At 61.3% G+C, this 20,333-nt stretch carries 18 protein-coding genes; 5 read left to right on the top strand and 13 right to left on the bottom strand.

The features are described from left to right. Window positions 1-5: 5 nt before the first annotated feature. The 5 genes from V9L13_RS25155 to pmbA all read right to left on the bottom strand — a co-directional run bounded on the left by V9L13_RS25155 (window position 6) and on the right by pmbA (window position 4,452). Complete coding sequence (locus tag V9L13_RS25155) at window positions 6-617, bottom strand: superoxide dismutase (RefSeq protein ID WP_103521622.1); 612 nt, start codon at window positions 615-617, stop codon at window positions 6-8. A gap of 1 nt (window position 618) precedes the next feature. Continuing rightward, window positions 619-1,059: a hypothetical protein gene (locus V9L13_RS25150; RefSeq protein WP_003221677.1), complete on the bottom strand. Its 441-nt coding sequence runs from the start codon at window positions 1,057-1,059 to the stop codon at window positions 619-621. Window positions 1,060-1,086: 27 nt separating this feature from the next. After that, window positions 1,087-2,463 (bottom strand): class II fumarate hydratase, encoded by a 1,377-nt coding sequence (locus tag V9L13_RS25145; RefSeq protein ID WP_338800826.1) that lies wholly within the window; start codon window positions 2,461-2,463, stop codon window positions 1,087-1,089. Next, window positions 2,444-2,851, bottom strand: a complete 408-nt coding sequence (locus V9L13_RS25140; protein WP_103521624.1) for a FagA protein — start codon at window positions 2,849-2,851, stop codon at window positions 2,444-2,446. Before V9L13_RS25140 ends, V9L13_RS25145 begins: the two co-directional genes overlap by 20 nt. 248 nt (window positions 2,852-3,099) lie before the next feature. After that, window positions 3,100-4,452: a metalloprotease PmbA gene (gene pmbA / locus V9L13_RS25135; RefSeq protein WP_193774873.1), complete on the bottom strand. Its 1,353-nt coding sequence runs from the start codon at window positions 4,450-4,452 to the stop codon at window positions 3,100-3,102. Window positions 4,453-4,554: 102 nt separating this feature from the next. Between pmbA and yjgA the strand changes: the two genes are divergently transcribed. Then, window positions 4,555-5,079 (top strand): ribosome biogenesis factor YjgA, encoded by a 525-nt coding sequence (gene yjgA / locus V9L13_RS25130; RefSeq protein ID WP_003221672.1) that lies wholly within the window; start codon window positions 4,555-4,557, stop codon window positions 5,077-5,079. A gap of 51 nt (window positions 5,080-5,130) precedes the next feature. Here the strand turns inward: yjgA and tldD are convergent, their stop codons facing one another. The 8 genes from tldD to mreB form a co-directional block, all read right to left on the bottom strand. After that, window positions 5,131-6,573: a metalloprotease TldD gene (gene tldD / locus V9L13_RS25125; RefSeq protein ID WP_007961588.1), complete on the bottom strand. Its 1,443-nt coding sequence runs from the start codon at window positions 6,571-6,573 to the stop codon at window positions 5,131-5,133. A gap of 4 nt (window positions 6,574-6,577) precedes the next feature. Continuing rightward, window positions 6,578-7,438: a carbon-nitrogen hydrolase family protein gene (locus V9L13_RS25120; protein WP_003221670.1), complete on the bottom strand. Its 861-nt coding sequence runs from the start codon at window positions 7,436-7,438 to the stop codon at window positions 6,578-6,580. 58 nt (window positions 7,439-7,496) lie between these two features. After that, window positions 7,497-11,300: a YhdP family protein gene (locus V9L13_RS25115; RefSeq protein WP_338800825.1), complete on the bottom strand. Its 3,804-nt coding sequence runs from the start codon at window positions 11,298-11,300 to the stop codon at window positions 7,497-7,499. A gap of 75 nt (window positions 11,301-11,375) precedes the next feature. Then, window positions 11,376-12,833 (bottom strand): ribonuclease G, encoded by a 1,458-nt coding sequence (gene rng, locus V9L13_RS25110; RefSeq protein ID WP_025109471.1) that lies wholly within the window; start codon window positions 12,831-12,833, stop codon window positions 11,376-11,378. A 58-nt stretch (window positions 12,834-12,891) separates the two neighbouring features. Continuing rightward, window positions 12,892-13,488 (bottom strand): Maf family protein, encoded by a 597-nt coding sequence (locus tag V9L13_RS25105; protein WP_338800824.1) that lies wholly within the window; start codon window positions 13,486-13,488, stop codon window positions 12,892-12,894. Window positions 13,489-13,532: 44 nt separating this feature from the next. Beyond that, window positions 13,533-14,024: a rod shape-determining protein MreD gene (gene mreD, locus V9L13_RS25100; protein WP_003221660.1), complete on the bottom strand. Its 492-nt coding sequence runs from the start codon at window positions 14,022-14,024 to the stop codon at window positions 13,533-13,535. Beyond that, complete coding sequence (gene mreC / locus V9L13_RS25095; RefSeq protein ID WP_080593219.1) at window positions 14,024-15,148, bottom strand: rod shape-determining protein MreC; 1,125 nt, start codon at window positions 15,146-15,148, stop codon at window positions 14,024-14,026. Before mreC ends, mreD begins: the two co-directional genes overlap by 1 nt. A gap of 141 nt (window positions 15,149-15,289) precedes the next feature. Next, the gene (gene mreB, locus V9L13_RS25090) at window positions 15,290-16,327 is read right to left on the bottom strand and encodes a rod shape-determining protein MreB (RefSeq protein WP_002555108.1); all 1,038 of its coding nucleotides are present in this window, start codon (window positions 16,325-16,327) and stop codon (window positions 15,290-15,292) included. Between the two features lie 211 nt (window positions 16,328-16,538). Here mreB and gatC point away from each other — a divergent pair, with 211 nt between their 5' ends. The 4 genes from gatC (at window position 16,539) to V9L13_RS25070 (ending at window position 20,317) form a co-directional block, all read left to right on the top strand. Next, window positions 16,539-16,826: an Asp-tRNA(Asn)/Glu-tRNA(Gln) amidotransferase subunit GatC gene (gene gatC / locus V9L13_RS25085; RefSeq protein WP_003221657.1), complete on the top strand. Its 288-nt coding sequence runs from the start codon at window positions 16,539-16,541 to the stop codon at window positions 16,824-16,826. Between the two features lie 16 nt (window positions 16,827-16,842). After that, window positions 16,843-18,294: an Asp-tRNA(Asn)/Glu-tRNA(Gln) amidotransferase subunit GatA gene (gatA, locus tag V9L13_RS25080; protein WP_003221655.1), complete on the top strand. Its 1,452-nt coding sequence runs from the start codon at window positions 16,843-16,845 to the stop codon at window positions 18,292-18,294. 10 nt (window positions 18,295-18,304) lie between these two features. Further along, window positions 18,305-19,750 (top strand): Asp-tRNA(Asn)/Glu-tRNA(Gln) amidotransferase subunit GatB, encoded by a 1,446-nt coding sequence (gene gatB / locus V9L13_RS25075; RefSeq protein ID WP_103521629.1) that lies wholly within the window; start codon window positions 18,305-18,307, stop codon window positions 19,748-19,750. Window positions 19,751-19,942: 192 nt separating this feature from the next. After that, the gene (locus V9L13_RS25070) at window positions 19,943-20,317 is read left to right on the top strand and encodes a septal ring lytic transglycosylase RlpA family protein (RefSeq protein WP_003221651.1); all 375 of its coding nucleotides are present in this window, start codon (window positions 19,943-19,945) and stop codon (window positions 20,315-20,317) included. The last annotated feature ends 16 nt before the right edge of the window (window positions 20,318-20,333 follow it).

Here is a 20,333-nt window from a genome sequence, read left to right as displayed (position 1 = left end):
ATGGCTTAAACCAGTGCGGCCTGATAACGCGCGGCGACTTCAGGCCAATTGATCACGTTGTAGAACGCGTTGATGTATTCCGGACGGCGGTTCTGATAACGCAGGTAGTAAGCGTGTTCCCAGACGTCCAGACCGAGAATCGGCGTATTGCCATTCATCAGCGGGCTGTCCTGATTGCCGCTGCTTTCCACGATCAGTTTCTTGTCGGGAGTGACGCTGAGCCAGGCCCAGCCGCTGCCGAAACGGGTCAGTGCGGCTTTGGTGAAGGCGTCCTTGAAACTGTCGAGGCCGCCCAGTTGCTCATCGATCGCCTTGGCCAACGCGCCATCTGGCTTGCCACCGCCATTGGGCACCATGACTTCCCAGAACAGCGAGTGGTTGGCGTGGCCACCGCCCTGGTTGATCACCGCTGCGCGGAGTTTTTCCGGCAACTGCTGGACGCTGGCGACCAGTTTTTCCACCGGCCACTCGGCGTACTCAGTGCCTTCGACGGCGGCATTGAGGTTGTTGATGTAGGTCTGGTGGTGCTTGGTGTAATGAATCTCCATGGTTTGCGCATCAATGTGCGGTTCCAGGGCGTCGTAGGCGTACGGCAAGGCAGGCAAGGTAAAAGCCATTTCAGTGGACTCCATGGTGATGTGAGGCAGGCGCGCGGCGCGCATTGCCGGTATCCGGGTGCAGCAGGCGCTGGGTGCGCGGGTATTCGCCGTGCTCGCTGATGAAATTCAGCAGTTCGACGTAGGTCTTGCTGCTCTGGCGTAGCGCCGCTTCACGCAGGGCCGGACGCAGGCGTTCGTCCTGCATGGTTTGCAACAGCCGTTGATGAATCGCGCAGAGGTACTCTGCGCTCTCCTCCGGCTGATTCAGGCGCAGGTGCAGATCCGCCAGGTTGTGGTGGGAGATGACGCAGGCCGCCACCGCTTCGTCGGCATCGGCCCAGCGCTCGAACAGCACTTGCGCCAGGGCCAGGGCCTGCAGATAAGCTTCACGGGCATCAATCAGCTCGCCCAGCATGAAGCAGCGATTGGCCCGTTCGATCGTGCGTTTCCAGTGCTCCATGGTGAACCTCCAAAGCGGTTGCGGGATTTACACGCCGCCGGCGGTGAGTTTCTCGGGGTTGAGCAACTCTTCCAGTTGGCTGCGCGACAGATCGGTGTGTTCCAGCGCGACGTCGATCACCGGACGCCCCTGTTTGTAGGCCTGCTTGGCGATTTCGGCGGCCTTCTGATAGCCGATGATCGGGTTGAGCGCGGTGACCAGAATCGGGTTGCGCGACAGTGCTTCCTTGAGCCGCGACTCATTGACCTTGAAGCTGGCGATGGCCTTGTCGCCGAGCAGACGACTGGCATTGGCCAGCAGTTCGATGCTGCTGAGCAGGTTCTGGGCGATGATCGGCAGCATCACGTTCAGTTCGAAATTGCCCGACTGGCCGGCGATGGTGATCACCGAGTCGTTGCCGATCACTTGCGCGGCGACCATCGCAGTGGCTTCCGGAATCACCGGGTTGACCTTGCCCGGCATGATCGACGAACCCGGTTGCAGCCCTTCGAGCTCGATCTCGCCGAGACCGGCAAGCGGCCCTGAGTTCATCCAGCGCAGGTCGTTGGCGATTTTCATCAGCGACACCGCGGTAGCCTTGAGCTGGCCGGAAACGGCGACGGCGGTGTCCTGCGAGCCGATCAGCGCGAACAGATCCTTGCCCGGAGTGAATTGCACATGGGTCAGCTGGCTCAGTTGGCGGCTGAAACGTGCGGCGAACTCAGGATGCGCATTGATCCCGGTACCTACCGCCGTACCGCCCTGTGCCAGCGATTGCAGGCTCGGCAGCAAATCCTGCAGGTGACCGATATTGGCCTTGAGCTGTTGCGCCCAGCCATTGAGCACCTGGCTCATGCGCACCGGCATCGCGTCCATCAAATGGGTGCGACCGGTTTTGACGTGGTGATGGACCTGTTCGGCTTTGTTTTCGATCACCTGCACCAGGTGCAGCAACGCCGGCAACAGCTGTTCGTGCAAAGCCAGGGCAGCGCTGACGTGGATGGTGGTCGGAATGATGTCGTTGCTGCTCTGTCCGCAATTGACGTGATCGTTCGGGTTGACCGGCTCGTCGAGCAGACGGCTGGCGAGGGTCGCGATCACTTCGTTGGCGTTCATGTTGGAGCTGGTGCCGGAGCCGGTCTGGAAGATATCCACCGGAAAATGCTGCATGAAGTCGCCTTCGAGCAGGCCTTGGGCCGCATCGCTGATGGCTTTGCCCTGTGCGGCGCTGATCTGGTTGAGCTCGACGTTGGCCCGGGCGGCAGCGGCTTTGGCGAGGATCAGCGCACGGATGAATTGCCTCGGCATCGGTTGGCCGCTGATCGGGAAGTTATCCACTGCACGCTGGGTCTGCGCGCCGTAGAGAGCGCCCACCGGCACCTGCAATTCGCCCATGCTGTCGCGCTCAATACGTGTCTTGGTCATCTGAAAATCCTTGCACCAGTTCAATAAGAGGAATCGAAGGAAGCAACTCGCAGGTCGCCAGTTGCCAGGTGTAGCGCTGCCAGCGCTGGAGCCGGCAGTTGCACAGCGACAGGCGCTCCATTTCACGCAGCGGGCGCCAGGCTTGATCGAGACACAGGCTGCGCCAGTGCCACGGCAACGCGATGTCGGTGGCTGTGTCGAGCAGCAGACGGAAGGAGGTTTCAGCGATGGTCCACGGGGAAGTCGCCGTACAGCAGGCCAGATAACGGCCTTCGGCCAGGTAATGTTCGATCAGGCGTGGTTCGTCAGGATCCATCGCGCAACGGATCTGGCGACTCATCCAGCGCCAGCTTTCGAGGTACGGCTGCTCGTGCAAGGCAGAACTCATGATCCGGGACTCGTTCGGAGATGAGATTTATTATTAGATGATAATGAGAACCAAAACAAGAGTACCTGATTACACAGACTCCATTGTGGGAGCGAGCCTGCTCGCGAAGGCGTCGTGTCAATCGCCGCTGCGGTCGGCTGTGAAATCGCTTTCGCGAGCAGGCTCGCTCCCACAGGGTTTTGTGGGGAGCCAAGAAAAAAGGCGCGCCACCCGATTGGGTGGCGCGCCTTTTTTGATGCCGCCGGGTTTTAGCTACCCGCGACAGTCATCCGCTCGATCAACACCGAGCCCGTGCGAATATTGCTGCGCAGCTCCAGATCATTACCGACTGCGACGATCTGCTTGAACATGTCGCGCATGTTGCCAGCGATGGTCACTTCCTGCACCGCGAACTGGATTTCGCCGTTTTCGACCCAGAAACCCGCCGCCCCGCGCGAATAATCGCCGGTGACCATGTTCAAGCCATGGCCCATCAATTCGGTGACCAGCAGCCCACGGCCCATGCGCTTCAACAGCGCCGCCTGGTCTTCGTCACCGTGAGTGACGAACAGGTTGTGCACGCCACCCGCGTTGGCAGTGCTCGGCATGCCGAGTTTGCGCCCGGAGTACGTGCCGAGGATGTACGACACCAGTTCGCCCTTCTCGACGAACGGCTTGGCGTAAGTGGCCAGACCATCGCCGTCGTAGGACGCACTGCCCATGGCGCGCATCAGGTGCGGACGCTCGTCGATGGTCAGCCATTCCGGAAACAGCTTCTGCCCCAAAGTGCCTTCGAGAAACGACGATTTGCGGTACAGGCTGCCGCCAGAAACCGCCGACAGGAAGCTACCGAACAACCCGCCCGCCAGCTCGGCGGAAAACAGCACCGGCACTTCGCAGGTCGGCACCGGACGCGCGCCCAGGCGGCTCGCGGCGCGTTGCGCGGCACGCTGGCCGATGCTCACCGGATCCGCCAGCAAGCTGCCCTGACGGTTCACGTCATACCAGTAATCGCGCTGCATCTGGCCATCGGCTTCGGCGATCATCACGCAGCTCAGGCTGTGCCGGGTCGACGCGTAACCGCCGATGAAACCGTGGCTGTTGCCATACACACGGCAGCCCTGATGCGTGCTGAGGGTAGTGCCGTCGGCGTTCTTGATCCGCGCATCGGCGTCGAACGCGGCCGCTTCACAGATCAGCGCCTTCTCGATGGCCTGCTCAGGGGTGATGTCCCACTCGTGAAACAGATCGAAATCCTGCTGATCCCTGGCCATCAGTGCCGCATCAGCGAGGCCCGAAGCTTCGTCTTCAGAGGTGTGTTTGGCGATGGCCAGTGCAGCGGCAACGGTTTCGCGAATCGCGTCAGGGCCGGTGGCGGAAGTGCTGGCCGAGCCTTTGCGCTGGCCAACATACAAGGTGATGCCAAAACCCTGATCGCGATTGAACTCGACCGTCTCGACCTCACGCTGGCGCACCGAAGTCGACAAACCTTGCTCCAGCGACACGGCGACTTCGCAGGCGCTGGCGCCCTGACGCTTGGCTTCGGCGATGATCTGCTCGACCTGTTCCTGCAGTGCCGGCAATGCCTGCGGGCCGACGCTTTGAACTGCACTCATGCTCATCTCCACTCAAATTCTGCTTTCGGCTGGGGTCATCGAGCGACCGGGCCGGACAAGCGGCCCCCGACTGGTTATCATGGCGGCGTTTCTTTGCGGACTGCCACCATGGTTGATTCTTACGACGACTCCCTCGATACGGGAGAAAAAAGCAAATCTCAGGTCAAACGCGAGCTGCATGCTCTGGTTGACCTTGGCGAGCGCCTTACGACACTCAAGCCCGACTTGCAGGCAAAACTGCCATTGACCGACGCTTTGCGCCGGGCCCTGGCCGATGCGCCCAAGCACACCGCGAACATCGCGCGTAAACGGCACCTGCAGTTCATCGGCAAACTGATGCGCGATCAGGACACTGACGCGATTCTGGTATTGCTCGATCAACTCGATGCCTCCACCCGTCAGTACAACGAGCGTTTCCACAACCTCGAACGCTGGCGTGACCGCCTGATCGCCGGTGACGATGCCGTGCTGGAGAAATTCGTCGTCGAGTACCCGGACGCCGATCGCCAACAACTGCGTTCCCTGATCCGTCAGGCTCAGCACGAGGTTGCGCAAAACAAACCTCCTGCTTCCAGCCGCAAGATCTTCAAGTACATCCGTGAGCTGGACGATACGCAACGCGGCCTGCGTTGATAGTCGTCAGCGGGTGGCCGCAATGCGCGCCACCCGAAGCTCCACCTCTTCTTAGGCGCCCGTGCCACCCACGGTGATCGCATCGATTTTCAGCGTCGGCTGACCGACACCCACCGGCACCGACTGCCCATCCTTGCCGCACGTGCCCACACCGCTGTCCAGCGCCAGATCGTTACCGACCATCGACACCCGGCTCATCGCCTCGGGACCGTTGCCGATCAACGTCGCGCCCTTGACCGGCGCAGTGATCTTGCCGTCCTCGATCAGGTACGCCTCGCTGGTGGAAAACACGAATTTGCCGCTGGTGATGTCGACCTGACCGCCGCCAAGGTTGGCGCAGTAGATGCCTTTCTTCACCGAAGCGATGATTTCCGCCGGATCGCTCTCGCCGCCCAACATGTAGGTGTTGGTCATGCGCGGCATCGGTAGATGCGCATAAGACTCGCGACGACCGTTACCGGTACGGGCCACGCCCATCAGGCGCGCATTGAGCTTGTCCTGCATGTAGCCCTTGAGCACGCCGTTCTCGATCAGCGTGGTGCACTCGGTCGGGGTGCCTTCGTCGTCGACGCTCAGCGAACCGCGACGACCGCTCAACGTGCCGTCATCGACAATGGTGCAGAGCTTGGAAGCGACCATTTCGCCCATCCGCCCGCTGTAGGCCGAACTGCCCTTGCGGTTGAAGTCGCCTTCCAGACCGTGACCGACCGCTTCGTGCAGGAGCACGCCGGACCAGCCCGAGCCGAGGACGACAGGCAAGGTGCCGGCCGGTGCCGGAATCGCTTCGAGGTTCACCAGGGCCTGACGCAGCGCTTCACGGGCATAACCCATGGCACGGTCTTCGGCGAGGAAATAACGGTAGTCGGTACGCCCGCCGCCGCCATGCCCACCGCGCTCGCGACGACCATTCTGCTCGACGATCACGCTGACGTTGAAACGCACCAGCGGTCGCACATCAGCGGCCAGGCCTCCGTCGGTGGACGCCACCAGAATCCGCTCCCAGACCCCGGCCATGCTCACGCTGACCTGCTGAATCCGTGGGTCGAGGGCGCGGGTAGCGACGTCGATGCGCTTGAGCAGCTCGACTTTCTCGGCGCGGCTCAACACTTCCAGCGGATTGTCCGGCGCATACAACTGCGCGACATCCTGAGTGCTGAACGCCTGCACCGTGCCGTTCTGCCCGGCGCGGGAGATCGAACGCGCGGCACGAGCCGCAGCGCCCAGCGCTTCAAGGGTGATCGCGTTGCTGTAGGCAAAACCGGTCTTCTCACCGGACTGCGCACGAACGCCAACACCCTGATCGAGGTTGAAGCTGCCTTCCTTGACGATGCCGTCTTCCAGCGACCACGACTCGGAGATCTGACCCTGGAAATACAGGTCGGCAGCATCGATGCCCGGGCCTGCCAGATCGCCGAGCACGCCTTGCAGGCTCTCGATCGTCACGCCGCCGGGCGCCAACAGGTGATCACTGACTGAGGACAACAACTCGCTCATAGGTTTACGCCTTAAATTCATGTTCTGAAGCAGGCCGCTGTGCGCCCTGCGAGAAAAACCGCCGATGACTCGTCACCGGCATTCGCGCCCTGATGGACGCTTGTTCATCACTGTCGCGTTCGGCCAACAACACCGCTTCGCCTTGATCCTGATGCGCCAGCACGCGGCCCCACGGGTCGACAATCGCCGCATGACCGAAGGTTTCCCGCGGCCCCGGATGGGTTCCGCCCTGCGCTGCTGCCAACACATAACACTGGGTCTCGATGGCCCGGGCGCGAATCAGCACGTCCCAGTGCGCCGCACCGGTCACCGCGGTAAAGGCCGATGGAGCGGTGATCAACTCGGCACCGGCGGCGCGCAGTTCACTGTACAGCTCCGGGAAGCGCAAGTCGTAACACACGCTCAGACCGACGCGGCCGACCGGCGTATCCGCCACCACCACGCCACTGCCATAAGCATAGTCATCGGATTCGCGATACCGCCCGCGATTGTCCGCCACATCGACATCGAACAGGTGCAGCTTGTCATACCGCGCGACGGTTTCACCCTGATCGTTGACCAGCAGCGAACAGGCGTGGGACTTGGCCTGCGGTTGCCCGAGCGGCGGCAACGGCAAGGTACCGGCCACTATCCATAACTTGAGGTCACGGGCGGTCTGTTTCAACCACGGCAGGATCGGCCCTTCGCCGAGCGCTTCGGCGCGGCCGATGTCGGCGATATCGCGACGGCCCATGGCAGCGAAGTTTTCCGGCAGCACCGCCAGCTTCGCGCCGCCGGCCGCGGCCTGTTCGAGCAGGCGTCGAGCCTGCGCCAGATTGGCCAGCACATCACTCTGGCTGACCATTTGAATCACCGCTAAAGACATGGCGCGCTCCGCAACAGGTATGCGGCCATGCTACTCCATAGGCTTGGGATATGGCTGTTCAAAAAGGCTTGTCGAAGGTGATTTTCGGTTCTTTCCACGGGCCTTTGACGGTGTACTTGACGCTGGCGAAGCGTGCCACACGGTCACCGATCAGCTTATCGATCAGGAACAACGCCCCGCCCACCGCCGGCGCGCCGACAATCAACGCGGCAATCGGCAGGTTGTTGGTCACCGGCAAGGTCACCAGCAATTTCGCATCGACCTGCTCACGCACCAGATCCAGCGTACCGTTGAGTTCGAGATTGCTCGACGGCCCGGTCAGGCGAATCGGCTCGCGAGTGTCATAGACACCGGCGTTGGCCACCAGCAGGCCCTTGACCCGGTCGTAGCTCAGGCCCTTGCCGAACAAGTCGGAGAAATCCAGACGCAGGCGGCGGCCGATGGAGTTGAAGTTGAGCAGACCGAACACCCGCAACGCCTGCGCGCCGCCCTCCACTTCAACGAACTGACCTTTATTGAGCGAGGCATCCAGCGTGCCCGAGAAACGCTTGGTCGCCAGCCATGCCGGCGAACCGGGCCAGCGGCCATCGACGTCCATGTGAAACTCTTCACTGGTCACGCTCGGGGCAAAGCCCCAGCCCTTGAGCACATCGGCGAGGTTCTTGCCGCTGATCCGGCCCTTGAACCAACTGTTGGTCGACCCCGGCGTACCTTCCCAGCCGCCATTACCCTGCAACAGGATGCCCTTGAGGCCCATGTCCATATTGTTCAGGGCAATGCCTTTGGCCGTTGGCCGCACCTTGAGCGACCAGCCGCCCACTAGATCCGGGCCGAGGTACAACTGATTGATGGTGATATCCAGCGCAGGAATCTTCGTCGGGTCGACCGAAACCAGCGGGTCGGGCGAGTTCTCGTCAGCCTGCACCGTCGGATCCGGCGCCGGCAGGCGCACGTATTGCAGATTGACCCCAATCGGTGCGCCCTTGGCATCAGGCAGGCTGGCCGAGCCCTTGGCCTGCTGGCTGTCGAGCGACAGATTCCAGGCCCACGGTTTGCGGTTGACCTGCACTGCCGCCTGATCGAGCGTGGTGCCAAAAGCGGTGAGCTTGCCCACCTTGAAGTCGGCACTGTTGAGCAGTTGCTTGGCGCTGCCACCCGGGTCGTTGCCGGCGTATTTGCTGACCAGATCCTGCCACGGTGCGACGTCCAGCTCCGACAGCACACCACGAATGCGCAAACCCTTGGCCTCCGGCAGAACCGCATCGCCCGTACCGAGGAACAATTCGCCGCGGCCATCGGCGAAATTGCTCGGTGGCGCCGCGAAAGTGAAACTGGCCAGCTGATCGTAGCTGACCCAGTAGCGCCGCTCCGGACCTTGCAGGGTCATGCGGAATACCGTGTCCCGGCCCTGCTGGGCCGACATGCCGAACGGTGCCGGCAGATCCACCGCCACACCTTTCATGTTGGAGCCGACCGTCAGCTGGCTGTCGCTGCCGTCGAGGTTGACCTGCAACTGATAGGGAATGGTCCCGGACACCGGCAACGGCTGAGTCACGCCCAGCCAGTCAGTGAGTTTTTTCACCTCAACCTGCCCAGAGGCGGCGACCCGGGTCTTGATCTTGTTGGCGCTGCCATCGGCAAAAATCTGCGCGGTCACTGGCTTGTCGAACGCCTGCGCCGCGATGTTCTGCCCGCTCAGCCCCTTGGCGCTGTCAAAACGGAAATCGCCTTTGAGCTGGCTCAGTTCAAGTTTCGGCTCTGCCAGTTTCAGGCGCGCATTGGCAGTCTTGAAGTCGACGACAATCTTCGGCTGATCACCCTTTTCCAGCGGAATATCGAGTTTGACCTTGCCCTGCAGATCGCCCTCGCCTTCCCAGCCGGCGAAGGTTTCGCCGGTGCCGATCGGCGCGGTCTGCAGTATTTTCAGTCCGTCGCCCAGCCCACCGGAAAAACCGCCGTCGAGAAACAGATGGGTATGTTGTCCGGCCTGCACATGGGGAATGTTGACGAAGACGTCACTGACCTGCGTGTCGAGCAACTGGCCCTTGTCGGCCACGATGCGCACGCCGCTGTCCTCGATGAACACGTCGCCGCTGACCTTGCTCACATGCGGCCAGCCCGGCTGGAACGCCAGTTCGGCGTCATGCACCTTGAAGAACAGGCTGATGCTGCGATCGACATCCTTGGCATTTTTGTTCAACGAGCCCTGGTACTGGAAGAACCCCTGGTCCACGGCGCCTTTGAGGATCGCCGTGCGTAACCACTCGTCGAGGGCCGGGCTCAAGACTTCGGGCAGGTATTTGGCGGTGTAGCGACCGTCGCCATCGACCAGCCCTACGCGCAGGTCCATGTAGTCTTCCTGGCTATGGTCGAAGTGCAGGCGGATCAGGAAGTCGCCGGCAATCTTGCCCTCTTCGCCCAGCACTTTCAGGTAAGGCGCGATCAGGGTGAAACCGTCTTTGTCGAGTTTCCAGGTCAAGCGGGCGTTGGCCTGAATGTATTGCCATGGCTTGGCGAAGATCGGGTCGAGGTGCAGGACGAAATCCTTACTGTCCATGCGCAGTTCACCGCCGTCGAGGTTGCCGCTGAGACTGCCACTGACGTTTCGCGCCGCCGGGGCACCGTGATAGGCATCGAAACCGACATTATCGAGGTTGGCAGCGAAGCCGAATTTCGAGCCGTCGGTGGCGTTCGGGCGAAAATCCAGCAGCACGTTGCGCAGTCCGCCCGTCACCTTCAGGTGGTCGACGACCGTGGCGACGCTTTCGGGCAACGGCCCCAGCGCATTGAGCAACGGCGTGAGCGGTGTCAGATCAAGGCGATCGGCCTGCAAGTGCCACAGTTCATCGGCTTTATCGGTGGCCAACGTCTGCTTGAGCTGCACATGGGATTCCCAGCGGGTCTCGCCGAAATTCATCGCCAACGAATCGAGGGTAACGATCGCGCCCTCGTCATCCCGCTGGTAATAACCGTTGAGCGCCAGATTGCTGATCTTGATCGGTTTACGCTCGGCATAAGCGCCGGTCACCTGCGGCGCATTCAAACGCACGGCGGCGCTTTGCAGGGCGCCGTCGTTCCAGTTCACCCACAGCTCGCCGCCGGCCTTGATCTGGGAAAAATTCCACTGCTGGGTCAAGCTCTCGGGCAGCCACTTTGACCAATCGCTTTGCGGCAGGCTGACATAACCCTCCACCGAACTGTCGGGCAATTGAGAGGGGCGAATCCGTGTACGCAGGCTCATCGCCACCGGCTGCCCGTCGGGCAAGGTCAGACGGGCGTCGAGACGCTGACGGCTGCTGCCGGTTTTCAGATTGAGGCCGACGTAGGTAAAGGTCATCGGCGCCTGATCCAGCGGCTGCACGGTCACCTGACTGTCGAGCACCGACAGTTGCTGAATGATCTGCGAGCGATTGAACAATTGTTCGGGATCAAGCGGCTGGTCGTTCTGCACTGGCAGGCCTTCCAGTGCCCAGGTGCCGTCCTGCGTTTGCTTGACGCTGATCTTCAGGCCGTTCAGTTCCAGGTGGGCGATGCGTACTTCGCGCGCCAGCACACTGGCCCAGAGATCAGGCACCACGCGCACCCGATCCAGGCGCAAGGCATTGGCACCGTCACCGACCATCACATCGTGGGCCAGCAGAATCGGCGCGAATCCGCTCCAGCTGCCTTCCAGTCCGCCGATCTGCAATGGCATGCCGAGCGCGGCCGTGGCCTTGTCTTCGATATCGGTGCGGTATTCCGCCACCAGCGGCGTCAGTTCCCGACCGAGGCTGACGTACAACGCCATCAGCACCAGAACCAACGCGCACAGGCCCAGCCCCCAGCGGGTCAGTGCGGCCAAAATGCGTGTCAGACGCTCCATGTCAGTTGGCTCCCATGGCAATAAAACTACTAAAAGCTGAGGCCAGCCGTTGTGGATTAAATGTGCTGCAGGGGTTCAGAGCAGCACCACGTCATATTGTTCCTGGGAATACATGGTTTCGACCTGAAAGCGTATGGTGCGGCCGATGAACCCTTCAAGCTCGGCGACGTTACCGGATTCTTCGTCGAGTAGCCGATCCACCACTTTCTGGTTCGCCAATACCCGATAGCCCTCAGCCTGATAGGCCCGGGCTTCACGCAGAATCTCGCGGAAAATCTCGTAACAGATGGTTTCCGGAGTCTTCAACTTGCCACGCCCCTGGCAACTGCTGCACGGCTCGCACAGCACTTGTTCAAGACTTTCACGGGTGCGCTTGCGGGTCATCTGCACCAGGCCCAACTCGGTGATGCCGATGATGTTGGTCTTGGCGTGATCACGTTCGAGCTGTTTTTCCAGGGTGCGCAGCACCTGACGCTGATGTTCTTCATCTTCCATGTCGATGAAGTCGATGATGATGATCCCGCCCAGATTGCGCAGGCGCATCTGCCGGGCAATCGCGGTGGCCGCTTCGAGGTTGGTCTTGAAGATGGTTTCTTCGAGATTGCGGTGGCCGACGAACGCGCCGGTGTTGACGTCGATGGTGGTCATGGCTTCCGCCGGATCGACCACCAGATAACCGCCGGACTTGAGCGGCACTTTGCGCTCAAGGGCTTTCTGGATTTCGTCTTCGACGCCATACAGGTCGAAAATCGGCCGCTCGCCCGGATAGTGTTCCAGACGATCGGCGATTTCCGGCATCAGTTCGGCGACGAACTGCGTGGTTTTCTGGAAGGTTTCCCGGGAATCGATACGGATCTTCTCGATCTTCGGGCTGACCAGATCGCGCAAGGTGCGCAGGGCCAGACCGAGGTCTTCGTAGATCACACTCGGCGCGCCGATGGTCTGGATCTGCGCATTGATCTGATCCCACAGACGGCGCAGGTAGCGGATGTCCATGAGGATCTCATCGGCCCCGGCCCCCTCGGCGGCAGTACGCAGGATGAAGCCACCGGCCTCTTTGATCCCTTCCTTGGCCACACAATCGCTGACCACTTGCTTGAGGCGTTCGCGCTCCGCTTCGTCTTCAATTTTCAGGGAAATGCCGACATGGGCGGTGCGCGGCATGTACACCAGATAACGCGACGGAATCGACAGCTGAGTCGTCAGTCGTGCACCTTTCGAGCCGATCGGATCCTTGGTGACCTGCACCACCAGACTCTGGCCTTCGTGCACCAGCGAACTGATGCTTTCCACCGCCGGGCCTTCGCGCAGGGAGATTTCCGAAGCGTGAATGAAGGCCGCACGATCCAGACCGATGTCGACGAATGCCGCCTGCATACCCGGCAGCACCCGGACAATCTTGCCTTTATAGATGTTGCCGACGATCCCGCGCTTTTGCGTGCGCTCAACATGGACTTCTTGCAGCACACCGTTTTCGACCACCGCCACGCGCGATTCCATCGGCGTGATGTTGATCAGAATCTCTTCACTCATGGCAGGGTCTCGTTCAGGCATGTTCACGATAATGGCCGCATCTTGATTCGTACGACGCTCATTGCGCGTTCAGGTTTTGCCAACAGGGTATGCCGAAATGGCCCAACAGTTCTGCGGTTTCGCAAACCGGCAGCCCGACCACCGCCGAATAGCTGCCATTGAGCCCGGCGACAAACACCGCGCCGAGGCCCTGAATGCCATAACCGCCGGCCTTGTCCCGGGGTTCGCCACTGGCCCAGTAGGCCGCCGCTTCTTCGCGGCTGATCGGGCGGAACCGCACCAGACTGCGCACCACGTGCGACTCACAGCGCTCGCCTTCCAGCACGGCGATGGCGGTCAGCACTTCATGCTCCTTGCCGGACAACATCATCAGCATGGCGCATGCATCGGCTTCGTCCACCGGTTTGCCAAGAATTTTGCCGTCGAGCACCACCGCGGTGTCCGCGCCCAGAACGCAAAACGCCGCCTCGGACACCCGCGTGCGTCGACCGGCCTCGGCCTTGCCACGCGCGAGGCGCTCGACATAGGCCGAGGGCGATTCTTCGGGAAGCGGGGTTTCATCGATGTCCGCACTGATGGCGGCGAACGGCACGCCGATCTGCGTGAGCAACTCACGCCGACGCGGCGAACCAGAGGCGAGGTAAAGCGGCTTCATCAAGACATCTCCCTTGTCGAGGTGCGGGCACATGCCTGACCGAATCAGTTGATTTTGTAGCGGCGGCGCAATCCACGCAAAGCAAAGCTGACCCAAGGCCAGAGCAAGGCGCTGGTCAAGGCTGGCAGCACCAGCGCCAGAGTTGGCTGGCGGTTGCCGGTCAGGGCACTCAGCCACAGTTGAACCAACTGAGCGAGGCCGAAGATCACCAGGATCACCAGGCATTGCTGCCACATCGGGAACATCCGCAGGCGTTGCTGCAAGGACAGCACCAGGAAGGTGATCAGGGTCAGGATCAAGGCGTTCTGCCCAAGCAGCGTGCCGTACAGCACGTCTTCGGCCAACCCCAGGCAAAACGCCGTGACCATGCCCACGGTTTGAGGCAGGGCCAACGCCCAGAATGCCAGCAGCAGCGCCAGCCAGAGCGGACGCAGGATTTCCATGAATTGCGGCATCGGCGACACGCTGAGCAGCAGACCGATGAGAAATGTCAGCCAGACCATCCAGCCGTTACGGGAAGCAGTAGCCCCAACCATTATTCTTGTCTCCCGGTATTGGCCGGCGCGGTGACCGGCGGTTTCGCCGCCGGACGCGCAGCAGGCTGGGACGCCGGCGGTTTACTCGCTGCCGCAGGCTTGGTCGCAGGCGGTTTGCTCGCTACCGGTTTGGCCGGCGTAGTGCTGGCCGCGGCGGCAGGTGCTGCGGGGGCGGTTGTTGCTGCAGCGGCAGCCGGGCTGTTGACGATTTTCGGCACTGTGGCCGGAAGCACCGGGCCACCGCCCTGCGCATCAAGATTTTCCTGGGCCTGCGCCGCATCGTTGGCGCGCTCTTCGGCGGTGCGGTTGTCGCTGAACACCAGCAGCAGATAACGGCTGCGGTTCAGCGCAGCGGTCGGCACCGCGCGGACAATCGCGAAAGGCTGGCCTGAATCGTGGATGACTTCCTTGACCGTCGCCACCGGATAACCGGCCGGGAAGCGCTGACCGAGGCCGGAGCTGACCAACAGGTCGCCTTCCTTGATGTCGGCGGTATCGGCAACGTGCCGCAGTTCCAGGCGTTCCGGGTTGCCGGTACCGCTGGCAATCGCCCGCAGACCGTTACGGTTCACCTGTACAGGAATGCTGTGAGTGGTGTCGGTCAGCAGCAGCACCCGGGAGGTGTACGGCATCAACTCGACCACCTGGCCCATCAGACCGCGTGCATCGAGCACCGGCTGACCGAGCACCACGCCATCGCGCTCACCTTTATTGATGATGATGCGATGGGTGAAGGGATTGGGGTCCATGCCGATCAACTCGGCCACTTCGACCTTTTCGTTGACCAGTGCAGAGGAATTGAGCAACTCGCGCAGCCGCACGTTCTGCTCGGTGAGGGCGGCAAGCTTTTGCATGCGGCCCTGCAACAGCAGGTTTTCGGTCTTGAGTTTTTCGTTTTCGGCGACAAGCTCGGTACGACTGCCGAACTGACTGGCGACCCCTTCCCACAGCCGTCCGGGCAGGTCGGTGATCCAGTAGGCGTCCATCAACACCAGCGACGCTTGTTTGCGCGCGGGTTTGAGCAGGTCGAAGCGGGCATCGACCACCATCAGCGCGACCGACAGCACGGCCAGCACCAACAGGCGCACACCCAACGAAGGGCCTTTGGCGAAAAGCGGTTTAATAAGCCGCTCCTCCCAGGCAAATGTTCTGTTTATTCATACGGCATCAAACCGGCCTGGATGAAGACTGACAGAAGATAAACGCCAACAGGCAGCACTGCAAAGTGCTGCCTGTGCGCTCACCCACGTATTGCAACCCAGCGCTTATTCGCTGGAGAGCAGGTCCATGGTGTGCTTGTCCATCATTTCCAATGCACGGCCACCGCCGCGAGCAACACAGGTCAGCGGATCTTCGGCAACGATCACCGGCAGACCGGTTTCCTGAGCCAGCAGCTTGTCGAGGTCACGCAGCAGCGCGCCACCACCGGTCAGCACCAGGCCACGCTCGGCGATGTCGGAAGCCAGTTCCGGCGGCGATTGCTCCAGCGCGCTTTTCACCGCCTGAACGATAGTAGCCAGCGACTCTTGCAGAGCTTCCAGCACTTCATTGGAGTTCAGGGTGAATGCGCGTGGAACGCCTTCGGCAAGGTTACGACCGCGAACGTCGACTTCGCGCACTTCGCCGCCCGGGTAGGCCGTACCGATTTCCTGCTTGATGCGCTCGGCAGTCGATTCACCGATCAGGCTGCCGTAGTTGCGGCGCACGTAGGTGATGATCGCTTCGTCGAAGCGGTCGCCGCCGACGCGGACGGATTCGGCGTAGACCACACCGTTCAGGGAGATCAGCGCGATTTCAGTGGTACCACCACCGATATCGACGACCATCGAACCGCGTGCTTCTTCAACCGGCAGGCCGGCACCGATCGCAGCAGCCATTGGCTCTTCGATCAGGAACACTTCACGGGCACCGGCACCAAGGGCCGATTCACGGATGGCACGACGCTCGACCTGGGTGGATTTGCATGGAACGCAGATCAGCACACGAGGGCTGGGCTGCAGAAAGCTGTTTTCGTGCACCTTGTTGATAAAGTATTGCAGCATCTTTTCGCAGACGCTGAAGTCGGCGATCACGCCGTCCTTCATCGGACGAATGGCAGCAATGTTGCCCGGCGTACGACCGAGCATGCGCTTGGCTTCGGTGCCGACAGCTACGACACTTTTCTGGTTACCGTGTGTCCGAATGGCCACAACCGATGGCTCATTCAGGACGATACCGCGCTCGCGCACGTAAATAAGGGTGTTGGCAGTGCCCAGGTCAATGGAAAGATCGCTGGAAAACATGCCACGCAGTTTCTTGAACATGGGAAAGGGACCCTAGGCAACGCGTGGGTAAAAAAGTGCGGCAAACTCTAACAACGACAGGGATTTTGGGCAAGGCGCCAATATGTTAAATTGGCCGCTTTTCTGTGCACCAAGCCCCACAATCGCGGCCTTATGACCGTAGAAGTGCGGTAGTGTTCCGACAATCTAACACACGGACGCCGTCCGTTCTGTTTTCCACTGGAGAATCCCGATGGCGCTAGAACGCTCCGACGTGGAAAAAATCGCACATCTGGCCTGCCTTGGCCTGAATGATGCCGATCTTCCGCACATTACTTCCGCCCTCAACAGCATTCTCGGGCTGGTCGACGAAATGCAGGCCGTTGATACCGACGGTATCGAGCCTTTGGCCCACCCGCTGGAAGCCAGTCAGCGCCTGCGCGCCGACGTCGTGACCGAGACCAATCACCGCGAGGCCTATCAGTCCATCGCACCAGCGGTCGAAAACGGCCTGTATCTGGTTCCGAAAGTCATCGACTAAAGGGAAAGAGCCTGCAATGCATCAAATGACTCTGGCCGAGATCGCCCGCGGTCTCGCCGATAAAAAGTTTTCCTCCGAAGAGCTGACCAAAGTCCTGCTGGCGCGTATTACCCAGCTCGACCCGCAGCTCAACAGTTTCATCAGCCTCACCGAAGAGCTGGCACTCGAGCAGGCGAAAGCCGCCGACGCGCGCCGGGCCAACGGTGAGAGCGGCGCCCTGCTCGGCGCGCCGATCGCCCACAAGGACCTGTTCTGCACCCAGGGCATCCGCACCAGCTGCGGCTCGAAGATGCTCGACAACTTCAAAGCCCCGTACGATGCCACCGTGGTCGCGAAACTGGCCGCTGCCGGTGCCGTGACTCTGGGCAAGACCAACATGGACGAATTCGCCATGGGTTCGGCCAACGAGTCGAGCTGGTACGGCGCGGTGAAAAACCCGTGGAACCTGGAACACGTGCCGGGCGGTTCGTCCGGTGGTTCGGCAGCGGCAGTTGCCGCTCGTCTGTTGCCGGCGGCCACGGCCACCGACACCGGTGGTTCGATTCGTCAGCCAGCTGCATTCACCAACCTCACCGGCCTGAAACCGACCTACGGTCGTGTTTCGCGCTGGGGCATGATCGCTTACGCCTCCAGCCTCGATCAGGGCGGCCCGTTGGCGCGCACTGCCGAGGACTGCGCAATTTTGTTGCAAGGTATGGCCGGGTTCGACCAGAACGATTCCACCAGCATCGATGAGCCGGTTCCGGATTACTCCGCCAGCCTCAACACATCGCTGCAGGGCCTGCGCATCGGCGTGCCGAAGGAATACTTCAGCGCCGGTCTCGACCCGCGCATCGCCGACCTGATCCAGAACAGCATCAAAGAGCTGCAGAAGCTCGGTGCCGTGATCAAGGAAATCAGCCTGCCGAACATGCAGCACGCGATCCCTGCGTACTACGTGATCGCCCCGGCCGAGGCCTCCTCGAACCTGTCGCGTTTCGACGGCGTGCGTTTCGGCCATCGCTGCGAGAACCCGGAAAACCTGATCGACCTGTACAAGCGCTCGCGTGGCGAAGGCTTCGGGCCGGAAGTGCAGCGCCGGATCATGGTCGGTGCCTACGCGCTGTCCGCCGGTTACTACGACGCCTACTACCTGAAAGCGCAGAAGATCCGTCGCCTGGTGAAGAACGACTTCATGGCGGCCTTTAATGAAGTCGACATCATCCTCGGCCCAACCACGCCGAACCCGGCCTGGAAGCTCGGCGCCAAGAACAGCGACCCGGTCGCTGCCTATCTGGAAGACGTCTACACCATCACCGCCAACCTCGCGGGCCTGCCAGGCCTGTCGATGCCGGCCGGTTTTGTCGACGGTCTGCCGGTTGGCGTGCAGTTGCTTGCGCCGTATTTCCAGGAAGGCCGTTTGCTCAATGTTGCGCACCAGTATCAGTTGAACACTGACTGGCACACCCGCACCCCAACCGGCTTCTGAGGAGACACACATGCAATGGGAAGTCGTGATCGGGCTGGAGATTCACACTCAGCTCACTACCCGGTCGAAAATCTTTTCCGGTAGTTCCACTCAGTTCGGCTCCGAGCCGAACACCCAGGCCAGCCTGATCGACCTGGGCATGCCCGGCGTATTGCCGGTGCTGAACCAGGAAGCGGTGCGCATGGCGGTGATGTTCGGTCTGGCGATTGACGCCGAGATCGGTCAGCACAACGTGTTCGCCCGCAAAAACTACTTCTACCCGGATCTGCCGAAAGGCTACCAGATCAGCCAGATGGAATTGCCGATCGTCGGCAAGGGCCACCTGGACATCGCACTGGAAGACGGCACCGTCAAACGTGTCGGCATCACCCGCGCGCACCTGGAAGAAGACGCCGGCAAGAGCCTGCACGAAGAATTCAACGGTGCCACCGGCATCGACCTGAACCGTGCCGGCACACCGCTGCTGGAAATCGTTTCCGAGCCTGACATGCGCAGCGCCAAGGAAGCCGTGGCTTACGTCAAGGCGATCCATGCGCTGGTGCGTTACCTGGGCATCTGTGACGGCAACATGGCCGAAGGTTCGCTGCGTTGCGACTGCAACGTGTCGGTACGGCCGAAAGGCCAGGTCGAGTTCGGCACCCGCTGCGAAATCAAGAACGTCAACTCGTTCCGCTTCATCGAGAAGGCGATCAACTCCGAGATCCAGCGTCAGATCGAGCTGATCGAAGACGGCGGCAAAGTGATCCAGCAGACACGTCTGTACGATCCGAACAAGGACGAAACCCGTCCGATGCGCTCCAAAGAGGAAGCCAACGACTACCGTTACTTCCCCGACCCGGACCTGCTGCCAGTGGTCATCGAAGAGTCGTTCCTCGGCGAGGTGCGTGCCACTCTGCCGGAACTGCCACCGCAAAAACGCGAGCGCTTCCAGAGCCAGTTCGGTCTGTCGGCCTACGACGCCAACGTGCTGGCCACCAGCCGTGAGCAAGCGGACTACTTCGAGAAAGTCGCCGCCATCGGCGGCGACGCCAAACTGGCGGCGAACTGGGTGATGGTCGAGTTGGGCAGCCTGCTCAACAAGCAAGGCCTGGACATCGAGGATTCGCCGGTTTCCGCTGAATTGTTGGGCGGCATGCTGCAGCGCATCAAGGACAACACCATCTCCGGCAAGATCGCCAAAGTGGTGTTCGAAGCGATGGCCAACGGCGAAGGCACGGCGGACGAGATCATCGACAAGCGCGGTCTCAAGCAAGTGACCGACACCGGCGCCATCTCGGCGGTGCTGGACGAAATGCTCGCGGCCAACGCCGAGCAGGTCGAGCAATACCGCGCGGCAGACGAAGCCAAACGCGGCAAGATGTTCGGCTTCTTCGTCGGTCAGGCCATGAAGGCTTCGAAAGGCAAGGCCAACCCGCAGCAAGTGAACGAACTGCTGAAAAGCAAGCTCGAAGGCTGACCACAAATGGAGCCAGCATTTGTTACTGGCTCTGATCCCCTGTGGCAAGGGAGCTTGCTCCCGCTGGTCTGCGCAGCAGACCCAAGTCGGCAACCGCACTCTTCCAGAAAGAATGTGGTTGCCGGTTTTGCGACCGCTTCGCGGCCGAGCGGGAGCAAGCTCCCTCGCCACAATTATTTTGGGAGCTTTCGAATGAAACGCCTGCTCGGCGCGTGCGCCCTGCTCTCCTTGCTCGCCGGTTGCGCCAGCAACGACATCATCGACCCGCACGGTTACGACCAGACCGGGGTCGCCTCCTACTACGGCGCCCAACACCACGGTAAACGCACCGCCAGCGGCGAAGCGTTCAACCAGCATTCCCTGACCGCCGCCCATCGCCAACTGCCATTCGGTACGCGGGTGAAGGTCACCAACCTGAAAAATGACAAATCCTGCGTGGTGCGCATCAACGACCGCGGACCGCATACCCGTGGCCGTCTGATTGATGTTTCACGCGAAGCCGCCGAACAACTCGGTATGCTCGGCAGCGGTACGGCACGGGTTCGCGTGCAGGCCCTCGACGACTGATGGAGCACCCGCCATT

The organism is Pseudomonas sp. RSB 5.4 (genome assembly GCF_037126175.1).
Classification (GTDB): Bacteria; Pseudomonadota; Gammaproteobacteria; order Pseudomonadales; family Pseudomonadaceae; genus Aquipseudomonas; species Aquipseudomonas fluorescens_H.
The sequence above is the reverse complement of the archived record's forward strand: the minus strand, read 5'-3'. Positions and strand labels throughout refer to the sequence as shown.